Source organism: Flavobacterium rhizophilum (assembly GCF_046000485.1).
Taxonomy (GTDB): Bacteria; Bacteroidota; Bacteroidia; order Flavobacteriales; family Flavobacteriaceae; genus Flavobacterium; species Flavobacterium rhizophilum.
The window spans coordinates 93,689-107,361 of record NZ_JBELQB010000011.1 but is presented as its reverse complement, the minus strand read 5'-3'; the positions used below and the strand labels follow the sequence as shown (position 1 = coordinate 107,361).

Annotated in this window: 9 protein-coding genes; 7 read left to right on the top strand and 2 right to left on the bottom strand. The window is 39.0% G+C overall.

Translation table 11 applies throughout. The features are described 5' to 3' along the window. Positions 1-7 precede the first annotated feature (7 nt). Positions 8-3,202, bottom strand: a complete 3,195-nt coding sequence (locus ABS768_RS14275; RefSeq protein ID WP_408075618.1) for a SusC/RagA family TonB-linked outer membrane protein — start codon at positions 3,200-3,202, stop codon at positions 8-10. A 287-nt stretch (positions 3,203-3,489) separates the two neighbouring features. Then, the gene (locus ABS768_RS14270; protein WP_157481395.1) at positions 3,490-4,365 is read right to left on the bottom strand and encodes an AraC family transcriptional regulator; all 876 of its coding nucleotides are present in this window, start codon (positions 4,363-4,365) and stop codon (positions 3,490-3,492) included. Positions 4,366-4,555: 190 nt separating this feature from the next. On the opposite strand from ABS768_RS14270, the gene ABS768_RS14265 reads away from it, so the two are divergent. The 7 genes from ABS768_RS14265 (at position 4,556) to ABS768_RS14235 (ending at position 13,670) form a co-directional block, all read left to right on the top strand. Next, positions 4,556-5,737 carry a glycoside hydrolase family 26 protein gene (locus ABS768_RS14265; protein WP_408075617.1) on the top strand — a complete coding sequence of 394 codons (1,182 nt, stop codon included), beginning with the start codon at positions 4,556-4,558 and terminating at the stop codon, positions 5,735-5,737. 32 nt (positions 5,738-5,769) lie between these two features. Then, positions 5,770-7,695, top strand: a complete 1,926-nt coding sequence (locus ABS768_RS14260; RefSeq protein WP_408075616.1) for a sodium:solute symporter family protein — start codon at positions 5,770-5,772, stop codon at positions 7,693-7,695. A 40-nt stretch (positions 7,696-7,735) separates the two neighbouring features. Then, the gene (locus ABS768_RS14255; RefSeq protein ID WP_408075615.1) at positions 7,736-8,932 is read left to right on the top strand and encodes a glycoside hydrolase family 130 protein; all 1,197 of its coding nucleotides are present in this window, start codon (positions 7,736-7,738) and stop codon (positions 8,930-8,932) included. Continuing rightward, positions 8,932-10,104 (top strand): AGE family epimerase/isomerase, encoded by a 1,173-nt coding sequence (locus ABS768_RS14250; RefSeq protein ID WP_408075614.1) that lies wholly within the window; start codon positions 8,932-8,934, stop codon positions 10,102-10,104. The genes ABS768_RS14255 and ABS768_RS14250 overlap by 1 nt, the downstream gene beginning before the upstream one ends. A gap of 139 nt (positions 10,105-10,243) precedes the next feature. Beyond that, the gene (locus ABS768_RS14245) at positions 10,244-11,482 is read left to right on the top strand and encodes a glycoside hydrolase family 26 protein (protein WP_408075613.1); all 1,239 of its coding nucleotides are present in this window, start codon (positions 10,244-10,246) and stop codon (positions 11,480-11,482) included. Positions 11,483-11,491: 9 nt separating this feature from the next. Then, on the top strand, positions 11,492-12,655 hold the full coding sequence (galK, locus tag ABS768_RS14240) for a galactokinase (protein ID WP_408075612.1): 1,164 nt from the start codon (positions 11,492-11,494) through the stop codon (positions 12,653-12,655). Further along, positions 12,648-13,670, top strand: a complete 1,023-nt coding sequence (locus ABS768_RS14235) for a UDP-glucose--hexose-1-phosphate uridylyltransferase (RefSeq protein ID WP_408075611.1) — start codon at positions 12,648-12,650, stop codon at positions 13,668-13,670. The genes galK and ABS768_RS14235 overlap by 8 nt, the downstream gene beginning before the upstream one ends. Positions 13,671-13,673: the final 3 nt, after the last annotated feature.

Here is a 13,673-nt window from a genome sequence, read left to right as displayed (position 1 = left end):
ATTTTTTTTAAAATTCTACATTAACTCCTACAGAAAAAGTTCTTGGTGAAGGGTATCGTCCGTTATCAATACCTGTTAGTAGCTGATTTTGGTTAAATGAACCAATTTCAGGATCATAACCTTTATATTTAGTAAAGGTATGAAGGTTTTGAACAGAGCCATAAATACGTACTCTTGACATTTTTACTTTAGAAACGATGTCCTGAGGTAGTGAGTAACCTAAAGTAAGGTTTTGAATTCTTGCATAAGATCCGTCTTCAACATAACGGCTTGATATCTGTACGTTAGTGTTAGCATTACCTGGAACTATCCTTGGAATATTTGTATCTGTATTCTCAGGAGTCCAGTAATTAGCAGCATCCGTAAGCGCATTTTGGTATAGCTGTCCGTTTTGTGTTCCGTTTCTGTAAGTAAGGTTCATTACATCGTTGCCGTAAGATCCCTGTACAAAAACAGAAAGATCGAAGTTTTTGTATTTAAAAGTATTAGTAAAACCAAAAGTAAAGTCCGGGTGAGGGTTACCTATAAATGTTTTATCATTTGCATCTATAACACCATCTCCGTTAACGTCTTTGTACTGAACATCACCAAGCCATGTTTGACCAACGCCCTCTCCAACAGACTGGTCAAACTGTATAGGAGCATTGTTAAGCTGATCCATAGTTTGGAACAGGCCTACTACTTCATATCCGTAGAACATACCAATAGGAGAACCTACTTCGGTATTAGTTACAACTACAGGCTGGTAACCGTTAGTGTTTACTTCCTGAGTTAGTGATAAACCGTTAGACAGGCTTGTTAGCTCATTTTTATAGTGTGAGAATACAAGAGTTGAACTCCATGAAAAATCACCTGAGCCTTTTGTATTGTAGTTTAAGGTAATATCATAACCTCTGTTTTCCATTTCACCAAGGTTAGAGTATGGAGCATCAACACCACCATATTGGCCACCACCACCTGTTAGGTATAAAGGCCACGGCATTTGGAAAAGGAATCCGTCTGATTTTTTAATATAGTAGTCAAGGTTAGCCGATAGCCTACCGCCAAGTACTGTAAAGTCAAGACCAAAGTTTGTTTGTTGCATTGACTCCCAGGTTAAATCAGGATTAGGGAAGTTTGAAGGAAGGAAACCAGGACCAATGCCAGAGTTTTGCTGACCAAGATAAGCAGTATACCTGTTGTTAGGAATTTGCTGGTTACCTGTTTCACCATAACCTATCCTGAACTTAATGTTGTCTATATATTTACGTGTACCCTCCATGAACGACTCGTTAGAAAGCTTCCACGAAACAGCAACTGCAGGGAAGTAACCCCACTGGTTATCTGTAGTTGGGTCAAATTTAGACGAACGGTCTGCCCTCCATGAAGCCGAAAGTCCGTAGCGATCGTTAAAGTCATAAATTAAACGCCCGAAAAATGAGTATAAAGCCTGGCTGCCTTTGTAGCTTGTTACTTTATTTTGTGCAGGGTCACTAAGGTTTAAACCGTAAACATTGTTAGTTTGGAAACCTGTACCTGTTGCAACAAGACCTTCCCAGTGACTGTCGTTAGCTTCCTGACCGGCAAGTAATGTGAAGTTATGTTTGCCTAAGCTTTTTGTATAAGTAAGCAGGTTTTTAATGTTAACCGAGTACCAGTTTTGTCTTCTTTCCATTAAGTCGGCACTTGGGTTAGTTTGTACACCCCAGCTGTAAGAAGGAGTAAAATCGGTATTTTCAGAGAATTCAGTATTAGCACCAACTTCAATTCTGTATTTTAGTCCGTCAATAATGTCAGCTTCAGCAAAAACATTACCAAGGAAATTTTTTCGTACCAGTTTGTTGTCTTTAACAAGCGCCTCAGCAACCGGGTTAAAGTAAGTAGAGTTAAGGTCGTTGCTTGTAGGTCCTGCAAAACTTCCGTCAGGATTTCTAACAGGGATATCAGGAGACTGTAGTAGCGTATTACTTATTATACCACCGTAACTCTGGTTAATGGTAAGTTTTTCGTTAGTAATACCGGTGTTTGCATTTACACCTACTTTTAACCAGCTTTTAACCTGTGAGTCAAGGTTAACACGCATGGTGTATCTTTTGTATCCTGATCCTAAAAGTATACCTTCCTGGTCAAGGAAACCGCCTGATATATAATATCTTGTAGCATCTTTAGCTCCAGAGAATGAAAGCTGATGGCTGTGTGAATATGCTGTTTGGTATACTTCATCCTGCCAGTCAGTACCTGATCCTAAAAGTTCAGGATGCTGGAATTCAGGACGGAAGTCTGATTCGTTAAAACCATAAGCCAGCCATAATGCTTTTTGCTGTCTGGCATAGCCCTGTAAGTCCAAAACGTCTAGTTTTTTGTAAATATTCTGGATAGAAGTGTAACCTTCGTAAGCAATTTTACCTTCACCCTTTCTACCTGATTTTGTAGTAATAATGATTACACCGTTAGCTCCCCTTGAACCGTAGATGGCTGTAGCCGAGGCATCTTTAAGGATGTCTATAGAGAGGATGTCGTTGGGGTTAATCATGGAAAGCGGACTCACAGCGTTGTTACCTGCGCCCCCGTTTGAAGAGAAATCACTGCCTGATATAGGTCTTCCACTGGTAGAAATATTAGTGCCGTCACCTGAAATTGGCACGCCGTCTATAATATATAAAGGCTCGTTAGTACCTGAAATTGATGTTGTACCACGAACCCTGATTGAAACAGCACTACCCGGCTGTCCGCTATTATTTGTTACCGAAACACCTGCTGCTTTACCCTGAATCATTTGGTCTACAGTGGTTTGTTTTAGGTTTTCAATGTCTTTCGTACGAATGCTGGATACCGCACTGTTTACATCATCTTTCTTTTGAGCGCCGTAACCAATTATGACTACATCGTCAAGAAGTTGTGAGTTTTCCGCAAGGGTAACGTTAAGTACGGTACGACCTTTTACCGCTATTTCCTGGGTTTCATATCCTATAAAGGTATATACAAGAACAGCATTTTCAGGCGCTTCGATGGCATAATTTCCATCAATATCAGTAGCAATGGCTGTGTTACTACCCTTAACGCTAACATTGGCTCCCGGTATACCAAAGCCAGTGTTATCTGTCACGGTACCTGTAACAGTGGTTTGCGCCTGCAACGCACTAAAAGAGCAAAACAAAAGCAGGTACAATAATGTATTGCCGCGTTTTAGCCAATTAGTAAAATAAAGTAATGTAATCCCCATAATTAATTTGTGTTAGGTTAGTTACTAATTTCTAAATAAATAAACACTTTAATTTTGCTTTCGGTAATTTTAGAGTTCATTTATTGATAAAAACAAATTTATGGGAGATGTTAAGCGTTTGTTAATATTATTTTATCATTTAATGATAATATTTTCTCTAACGTTTGCGTAAATAATATATCATAAAAATATACTTACTTTTGTAAGGATAATTAATGTATTGAGTGTCAGTGGTTAAAATATCGTAAAGCAAAGGTTTTAAGGTGTATTTTTTAGTCAGCTTTAGCTTATAAAAAGCGTTTCATTCCATAAAATTCGTCCCTGTATTGACTTGGAGTTGTGTTCTTTATGCTTTTAAATATGCGGTTAAAATTGGCAATATTGTTAAAGCCCGACTTAAATGCAATTTCTGATATGCTCAAATCTTTTTCTATAAGCCATCTTGCAGCATAACCTACTCTTATATCATTAAGGTAGTTAACAAATGTTTTTCCGGTTCGTTTCTTTATAAAACGGTTAAACGATACCGGGCTCATACTTGTAATGTCAGATACTTCATCAAGTGTAATCTTGTTAGAGAAATTTTTTTGTATGTGCTCGTATACCAGTTTCATTTTATCATCATCTTCAAAAGTATCATGATCTACGGTGAAGGTGGAAAGTAGTCGCTGGTTTCTGGAATTGGCCATGTCATGAAGTATGGAGATAATTTCCAGAAAGTAATCCATTCCGTCCAGTTTAGAAATACTTATCAATCTGTTAGCCAGTTCTTCACCTGTTTTTTTAGAGAACAGTATACCGTGGTTAGATCGGTTAAACATATCTTTAATAGGCATCATTATACGTCGTGATAATAAGGAATCGCTAAACAGATCATTATGGAACTGTATGGTTATTTCGTGTACTTTTTTGTTTTTGCAGGTATTCATTTCCCATCCGTGATGTAGGTTTGGTCCAACCAGGACCAGTTCAACATCATCTATTTCCTCTATATGATCTCCCACAATTCTTTTTACACCTTTGCCATTAAGTATAAAGTTAATTTCATACTCCGGATGGTAATGTATAGGGAAGTCAAAACTATCTTTAATCCTGTCAAAAACCAGGAAACTATCACCTTTAGATAGTGGCGGAATTTCTCTGTGAAATTTTTGAGTGTTCATTTGTGTGTTTTTATTTGCAATTATATGATATAATATTGATAAAATAATATTAACTTAAATTTAAGACTAAAATTATCTTTGACATTATCAAAAAAGTGCGTTTAAAATTGTGCTTTGTTAAATATTAAGGTCAATAAATTAAGAATTTATCAAGTTTAAAGCATTCTCTTTAAACCAACTACAAATTTAAATGAAAAATAAGATATCAATACTGTTACTTGCCTTAGCTGTAGTTTCCTGTGGGAAGTCTGGCAATAAAGAGGAGGTAACAACCAGTCAGGAAGAAAAAGAGATGGCTGTAAGTGTTTTAGCAGATAAAAATGCTACAGCACAAACAGTTACTTTGTATAAAAACTTATTTAAACTAAGGGATAAGGGATATATGTTCGGTCATCAGGACGACCTTGCTTATGGTGTGGAGTGGAAATATGAAAAGGGACGAAGCGACGTGAAAGATGTTACCGGAGACTATCCTGCCATATACGGATGGGATATAGGAAGGATAGAGAATAATGCCGATAAAAACCTTGACGGAGTGCCTTTTGATAAAATGAGGCAGTTTATAAAAGAGGTGTACGACAGGGGTGGTGTTAATACCATAAGCTGGCATGTGAACAATCCGTTAAGCGGAGGCGATGCATGGGATAATCCTGAGGGGACGGTTGCATCGGTACTTCCGGGAGGGGCTAAACATGAGGTTTACAAGGAGTGGCTGGATAATGCTGCTACTTTTCTTCTTTCGTTAAAAGGTAGTGACGGTAATTTGGTGCCAATTTTATACAGGCCATACCACGAGTTTACGGGCGACTGGTTTTGGTGGTGTAAAAATACTACCAGTCCTGAGCAGTTTAAACAGCTATGGAGATTTACGGTAGATTATTTTGAACAAAAGGGAGTACATAACCTTATATATATATACAATACGTCGGACGCTAATGTAAAAACCAAAGCCGACTTTTTGGAATATTATCCTGGTGATGATTATGTGGATATGATGAGCTTTGATGCTTATCAAACCGGAGAAGGCGAAAAGCTTAAAGAGTATACCGATAACGTGCATAGTTTAATTGGTATAATGCAGGAGACTGCCGAAGAACACGGTAAGCTTACTGCTCTTGCCGAGACTGGTTATGAGGCTATACCTTATGAAAAATGGTGGACAGAAACATTGACCAATGCAATAGGTGATTATAAAATATCATATGTATTGTTATGGAGAAATCACGGTTGGAACGAATATATGAATCCGCCAAAAATGCATTACTATGCGCCATATAGCGGGCACGCACACAAAGTTGATTTTGTTGAATACTACAATCAGGACAGGGTGCTGTTTCAAAAAGAAGTGACTAAAGAGAATTTATACCAATAAGTTAAAAGCTGTAATAGCAGCTATTTCAAGATATGAGATTAACAGCGATAGACTTAACAATAATAGCACTGTATTTTTTAATGATGATTGTTATAGGAATCATTATGAAAAACCGTGCAAAAAAGAGTAAGGACAGTTACCTTATGGGAGGTAAAAAACTTCCGTGGTACATGCTTGGGCTAAGTGATGCCAGTGATATGTTTGATATTAGTGGTACTATGCTTTTAGTGAGTATGGCCTTTTTATATGGTTTTAAAAGTGTTTGGATACCATGGATGTGGCCTGTTTTCAATCAGGTGTTTCTAATGGTTTTTCTTAGTAAATGGTTAAGGAGGAGTAATGCCACTACCGGAGCCGAATGGCTGGGTACCCGTTTTGGGCTTAGCGATAAAGGGGTAAAGCAAAGCCATGCTGTGGTGGTTGTTTTTGCACTTATGCTGTGTGTGGGCTATATGGCTTATGCTTTTGTGGGTGTAGGTGAGTTCCTGGAGATATTTATTCCTTATGAAAGTGTAAAAGAAGTATTTCCTTTCCTTGATCAGCATGTGAATGCTTTCCAGGTTGGAACTCCGGCTTATGAAACAGCTCTGTATGAAGCAAAAGATCTTACGGCAAAATTCTATGGTGTAAGTATATGTCTTGTGGCTACATTCTACAGTATTGTAGGAGGGATGCACGGCATCGTTTTGGCCGACTTTATCAAGTACATGATTATGATTGTGTGTTCGCTGTTTGTGGGTAGTATCGCCATGATGCATTTAGCTGATTCAGGAATAGCAATTAAAGATATGATGCCCGTAGGATGGGATAGCCCTATGTTTGGCTGGGAATTGGGGCTTGAATGGCAAAACATCCTTGCTGATGCACAGGTAAAACTGGAAAAGGATGGGTACAAACTATTCTCGGCTATTGTTGGGATGATGTTCTTCTCGGGTGTGCTTAAAAGTTTAGCCGGACCTGCACCAAACTACGATTGCCAGAAGATATTAAGTACTAAGTCTCCGGAAGAAGCCAGTAAGATGAGCGGATTCATTTCTATTATCCTGCTTCCTATTCGTTACTTTATGACAATGGGGCTTTGTATACTGGGAATACTTTACTTTAAAGATTTAACCCTTGGACAAACTGCTGACGGAATTAACTTTGAGAGTATAATGCCGGCTGTAATTAATAAATATCTTCCCGTGGGACTGGTAGGGCTTGTGCTTGCAGGATTCCTTGGGGCGTTTATGAGTAATTTCTCCGGCACGCTTAATGCAGGGCAGGCTTACTTAGTAAATGATATTTACCTGAAATTTATAAAACCGGATGCCGACAGAAAAAAAATCATCACCATGAGTTACCTGTCGGGTACAGTGATGGTTATACTGGGTGTTGGTTTAGGTCTTTTGATTAAAGATGTAAACATGATCTTCAATATCATTACTGCCGGACTTTACGGCGGGTTTGTATGTGCCAATGTGCTTAAATGGTACTGGTGGCGCTTTAATTCAAACGGATTTTTTTGGGGAATGCTTGCGGGTATTATCGCCAGCGCCATCCCTCCGGCATTATCAGTAAGCGGTGTAACCGATTATTTTGACGGTACCCGTATGTTGTATTACTTCCCTGTATTTATCATTATTCAGTTTGTGGCTTGTGTGATAGGTTCTTATGCGGCACCTCCTACAAATCAGGAAACACTTATAGACTTCTATAAAACAGTAAGGCCTTGGGGCTTCTGGAAACCAATTAAAGAGGCAGCTCAGGCTCAGGATCCTACTATTGTTGAAAACAAAAACTTTGGTGTCAACATGGCAAACGTAGCTATGGGTATTACCGGACAGATACTGTTAACATTACTCCCTATGTATTTTATACTTTCAAAATGGACAGGTTTTGCCATAGTGCTGGGACTAATGATAGTAATAGTACTGATAATGAAACGAACCTGGTGGAACAGGCTTACCGACTTCTAGAACAGAAAAACGAAAACTTGAATTTAATATAGATTATTATATGGCTAGTGAGATGATTACAAACAACCAGGTAAGAATACCTAACTATGAATCCCTGGTTAAAAAACATCAGGAACTGATTGAAAGAAAAAATACCCCGGTAGAAGATACCAACGGTATTTATACAAAATATAAAAACCCTGTAGTTACGGCAGCCCATACTCCTGTAGAATGGAGATATGACCTTAATGCGGCAACTAATCCGTTTGGCATGGAGCGCATTGGTATGAATGCTGCTTTTAATGCCGGAGCCATGAAATGGAATGGTAAGTATATTTTGGCTGTACGTACAGAAGGAGTAGACAGGAAATCGTTTTTCGCGATTGCCGAAAGCCCTAACGGCGTAGATAACTTTAAGTTTTGGGAAAAGCCGTGTGTAATCCCTCAGCTTGATGAGCCGGATACCAATGTGTATGACATGAGGCTTATTGAGCACGAAGACGGATGGATTTACGGTATTTTTTGTACAGAAAGAAAAGATCCTAACGCACCAAAAGGCGATACCAGTGCAGCAGTTGCTAATGCAGGTATTGTAAGGACTAAAGATTTGGTAAACTGGGAAAGATTACCTGATTTAGTATCTAATACAGGACAGCAGCGTAATGTGGTGCTTCACCCCGAGTTTGTAAACGGTAAGTATGCTTTATATACACGCCCGCAGGATGGTTTTATTGATGTGGGTAGCGGAGGCGGAATAGGTCTTGGTTTTATTGACGATATGACAAATCCGGTTGTTCAGGATGAGAAAATCATTTGTGGTAAAGTATATCATACGGTATATGAACTTAAAAACGGACTTGGACCTGCACCTATAAAAACAGAAAAAGGTTGGCTACATATGGCGCACGGTGTTCGTAACACTGCTGCCGGGCTTCGTTATACGCTATATATGTTCATGACAGATCTTAACGATATCTCTAAAGTAACACATCAGCCGGCAGGTCACTTTATGGGACCTGAAGGAGAAGAGAGAGTAGGTGACGTTTCTAACGTATTATTCTCTAACGGTTGGGTAGCAGATGAAAACGGTACTGTATATATTTATTATGCTTCTTCAGATACGCGTATGCACGTGGCGGTTTCTACAGTAGATAAGCTGGTGGATTATGTAATGAACACACCGGAAGATACTTTTACATCAGCAGGATCGGTAAATACAATTATTACTCAGGTAGAAAACAACAAAAAGTTTTTGTAATGGAATTAAAGTCACAAATGCACAATGAGCTACGCTCAATTTTGGACTATTGGGTTAACAATGCAATAGACGAAAAGAACGGAGGCTTTATTGGAACCATTGACTATACAGAGACAAAACAATATAATGACCCGAAAGGTTCAGTACTAAATGCCCGTATTTTATGGGCATTTTCTGCTTCCTATCCTATCACTCAAAATAAGGAACACCTGCAAATGGCCGAAAGGGCTTTTGATTATATAGCCTGTTATTTTTATGATAGGGAACATGGAGGGATTTTTTGGAGCCTGAATTATGACGGAACTCCAAACGATACCAAAAACCAAATTTATGCATTGGCATTTACCATATACGGCTTGTCTGAATTTTATACTGCTTCCGGAAATGAAGAGGCGCTTAAAATGGCTATTGCCTTGTATAAAAAAATACAAGAACACAGCTTTGATTCGGTACATAAAGGCTACTTTGAAGCCTTTACAAGAGACTGGCAGCCCATAGATGATTTGCGTCTTAGTGATAAGGATGCCAATGAGAAAAAAACCATGAACACGCACCTGCATATTGTGGAGGCTTATGCTAGCCTGTACAGGGTGTGGAAGGATGAAAAACTAAAACAGGTAACGGCAAATCTTCTCGAAACCATAGATAAGTATTTTATTAATACCGATACTAAACACCTGCGATTATTTTTTAATGAGGAATGGGTAGAGAAGGAAGTTGTTGTTTCTTACGGACATGATATTGAAGCAGCCTGGTTGCTGCAATGGTGTGCCGAAGTTATAGAAGATGAAAACCTTACAGCTATCTATAAAAGGCATGCTATGGTGCTTACCGAAGGTGCTCTTGAAGGGCTGGATAATGACGGTGGTTTGTGGTATGAACTGGAAATGCACAACAACCACATGATTGAGGAAAAACACTGGTGGCCACAGTCAGAATTATGGATTGGCTTAGTGAATGCATGGCAGCTAACAGGAGATAAAAAATACCTTGACCTTACCCAAAAGAACTGGGAGTTTGTTCAGGAGTATATACTCGATAAAACCAACGGTGAATGGGTTTGGGGAGTGAATAAAGATTATTCGCTTATAGAAAAAGATAAGGCCGGTTTTTGGAAATGCCCGTACCATAACTCAAGGGCATGTATAGAACTTATTAAAAGACTGCCTTAATTGAAGGAATAGTACGTCTTTTTGACAAAAAACAAGTAGTTCGAAAACGTTTGAAATCTTAATTTTCAAAAACCTAACACATTATAAAATAAGTGGTTTTTCTGCCCTGAAAAACCACTTATTCCTAAACGAAACTACTATGAAATCGAATTACAATTCAGTACTTGCGGCATTGTTTCTTACATGTATAACTTTTATAAGCTGTTCGTCAGACGGTGACAATAAAACTACAGAAGGAACAATTGATGAGCCCGTTGAAACCGTTGACGAACTTACCATAGCCAATGTACGCAGTTATATGGTGGATGCCAATGCTACCGATGAAACCGTAGCTTTATTCTACAATTTATACCACCTTTTAAAAACACAGTTTTTAGTGGGTCAGCAGGATGCCTTTAATGGTTTTTATAATAATGATGCGGGAGATTCAGACATGAAAAAGGCAACAGGCAATGACCCGGCTTTACTGGGGTCTGATTTTATGTTTATTACCGATGACCAGAATAATGAGCAGCCTGATAACTGGTTCTATCAGCAGGAAATCCTGATTACAGATGATGTTAAGGAAGCTTACAGTAAGGGAATGGTAAATATTTTCAGTTGGCATTTAAGGGAACCTTTTGAAGGTGAGAGCTTTTATACCAGTGATATGACCGACTACCAAAAGTACAATGCTTTCCCCAGTTTACTTCCGGGAGGTTTAAACCACGACTATTACAAAGCAAAACTGGATAAGGTTGCCAGTGTACTTTCTAACCTTAAGGATAATAATGATAAGCTTATACCTGTAATCTTCAGGCCGTTCCATGAGTTTGACGGAAATTGGTTTTGGTGGGGCAGTGCTTACTGTACTCCGGCACAATACCAGCAGGTATGGCAGTTTACGGTAGAATATTTAAGAGATACAAAACAGGTGCATAATGTGATTTATGCCTTCTCTCCCGATAATTCCTACACAACAGAGAGTCAGTATTTAAACCGTTACCCGGGTGATGCCTATGTGGATATACTGGGTATGGATAACTATGGTGATTTTAACAATCAGGGTACAGCAGGAGCAGTAACAGCAAATGCTAAACTTAAAATGATTTCTGATTTGGCGAAGGAAAAGGTTAAAATCGCAGCAATGACAGAAACCGGATTTCAAATAAATTCTTTAAATAGTCCTATTGACCATTTCTTTTCTGATTATATTTACAGCGCAATGACTAGCAATGATGTGGAATTGGCGTTTGTAATGTTTTGGGCAAATTCACAGGATGGGTATTATGTTCCGCCGGCGGGACAAACAGATACTCAGGATTTTGTAACTTTTGCCAACAAAGCAGGAAGCGTATTACAAAACGATATTCCTGATATGTATACTTTACCACAGTAATAAATGGATATGACAGAGACAAAGATGCTTCCGGCATCGTTAGAACAGTTTATTAAAGAAACAAGTATCGTTTCTTTTGCTCCGGGCAGAATTAACCTCTTGGGTGAACATACCGACTATAATGACGGTTTTGTTATGCCTGCCTCTATAGATAAAAGAATGTACTTTGTACTTACCCCAAGGGAGGACAGTACCATTAACCTGAAAAGCCTGGATATGAAACAGGATTTTTCAATAACAATTGAAAACCTCTCCAAAACAGATAATAAAACCTGGGCCAATTACATTTTAGGTGTAGTGGATGGTTTTATTAAAAAAGGTTTACAGGTTAAGGGGTTTGATGCCGTTTTTACAGGCAATATTCCTATTGGGGCAGGGGTATCATCTTCGGCGGCTTTAGAGTGTGCTGTTGCGGTAACTTTAAATGCCTATACTAATGCAGGTTTGGATAAAAGCACTTTGGCGCAAATCGCCCAAAAGGCCGAACATAATTTTGCAGGAGTACAGTGTGGTATAATGGATCAGTTTGCGAGTGTATTTGGTAAGAAAGATAGCCTTATAAAACTGGACTGTCGCTCGCTGGAACACGAATACAAGCCTTTAAAACTTGAAGGAGCAAGTCTTTTGCTGTTTGATAGTGATGTTAAACACTCCCTGGCATCTTCAGAATATAATGTGAGAAGAAAACAATGTGAGGAAGGTGTGGCTATGGTAAAAAAATATGTACCGTTGGTAGACAGTCTTCGTGATGTATCTCTCGAAATGCTTGATAAGTATGTATATCCAAATGATACGGTTGTATATAACCGTTGCCGCTATGTGGTAGAAGAAAACCAGCGTGTACAGCAGGTAGCTGCTTTTCTTGAAGCAGGGAACCTTAAAGCTGTTGGGCAAAAAATGTTTGAAACCCACGCAGGATTAAGAGGCCTGTATGAAGTAAGCTGTAAAGAATTAGATTTTCTGGTTTCGGCAGTAAGCGATAACCCTAATGTTTTAGGTGCACGATTAATGGGAGGCGGTTTTGGTGGCTGTACCATTAACCTTATAAAAACAGATGCTGTTGATGAGGTAATCCAACAGGTAGGAGAAAGTTATCATAAACAATATAATAAAGAACTGAAAGTATATCCTGTAAGTATAGGGGATGGCGCTACTGTAATAAAAAATGGATAAGAATTTAAACGAATACCCACACAGAAGATATAATGCCTTAACCGGAGAATGGGTACTGGTTTCTCCACACAGGAGCAAACGCCCGTGGCAGGGGCAGGTAGAGAAGCATTCGGCAGAGGTAAGACCTCAGTACGATCCCGGTTGTTATTTGTGCCCGGGTAATTCCCGTTCGGGAGGAGAACAAAACCCTGATTATAAGGATGTATATGTTTTTACCAACGATTTTTCTGCCCTATTAAAAGATTCACCTGATTTTGATGTTGTTGAAGACGATATTTTTAAAGCAGAATCAGAAAAAGGTATTTGTAGGGTAATATGCTTTTCGCCAGATCATAGCCTGACGGTTCCGCAAATGAAGGTGGAAGACATAAGGAAAGTAGTCGATTTATGGATTGAGGAATACCAGACTCTGGGTAGTGACCCCGAAATTAATTACGTACAGATATTTGAGAATAAAGGAGAGATAATGGGCTGTAGTAACCCGCATCCGCACGGACAGATATGGGCTTCCCAAAAACTTCCGGTTGAGCCTTCAAAAAAACAGCATTCACAGCAGGAGTATTTCCAAAAGCACGGGAGTACATTACTGTCAGACTATTTGCAAAAGGAACTTCAAAAAGACGAACGTGTAATTTTTGAAAACAACCATTTTGCTGCTGTAGTACCTTTTTGGGCAACATGGCCTTATGAGGCTATGATTATCCCCAAGCGTGCCATGGCAAGAATTACCGATATGACCGATGATGAGAAAACAGCTTTAGCCGAAACCTATAAAAGGCTCACCATGATATATGATAAGGTATTTGATGTTTCTTTCCCGTATTCAGCGGGTATACATCAGGCACCTACCGATGGTAAAGAACATAACGAATGGCACTGGCATATGGCTTTTTATCCGCCACTGTTACGTTCGGCTACGGTAAAAAAATTCATGGTGGGATACGAAATGCTGGCTACGCCACAAAGGGATATAACGCCCGAATCGGCAGCACAAATACTTAAAAACCTAAACTAAACC

Bases quoted from the DNA above. Each gene is read 5' to 3' on its own strand.
- ABS768_RS14275 (WP_408075618.1), bottom strand. From the start codon at position 3,202: ATGGGGATTACATTACTTTATTTTACTAATTGGCTAAAACGCGGCAAT.
- ABS768_RS14270 (WP_157481395.1), bottom strand. From the start codon at position 4,365: ATGAACACTCAAAAATTTCACAGAGAAATTCCGCCACTATCTAAAGGT.
- ABS768_RS14265 (WP_408075617.1), top strand. From the start codon at position 4,556: ATGAAAAATAAGATATCAATACTGTTACTTGCCTTAGCTGTAGTTTCC.
- ABS768_RS14260 (WP_408075616.1), top strand. From the start codon at position 5,770: ATGAGATTAACAGCGATAGACTTAACAATAATAGCACTGTATTTTTTA.
- ABS768_RS14255 (WP_408075615.1), top strand. From the start codon at position 7,736: ATGGCTAGTGAGATGATTACAAACAACCAGGTAAGAATACCTAACTAT.
- ABS768_RS14250 (WP_408075614.1), top strand. From the start codon at position 8,932: ATGGAATTAAAGTCACAAATGCACAATGAGCTACGCTCAATTTTGGAC.
- ABS768_RS14245 (WP_408075613.1), top strand. From the start codon at position 10,244: ATGAAATCGAATTACAATTCAGTACTTGCGGCATTGTTTCTTACATGT.
- galK (WP_408075612.1), top strand. From the start codon at position 11,492: ATGACAGAGACAAAGATGCTTCCGGCATCGTTAGAACAGTTTATTAAA.
- ABS768_RS14235 (WP_408075611.1), top strand. From the start codon at position 12,648: ATGGATAAGAATTTAAACGAATACCCACACAGAAGATATAATGCCTTA.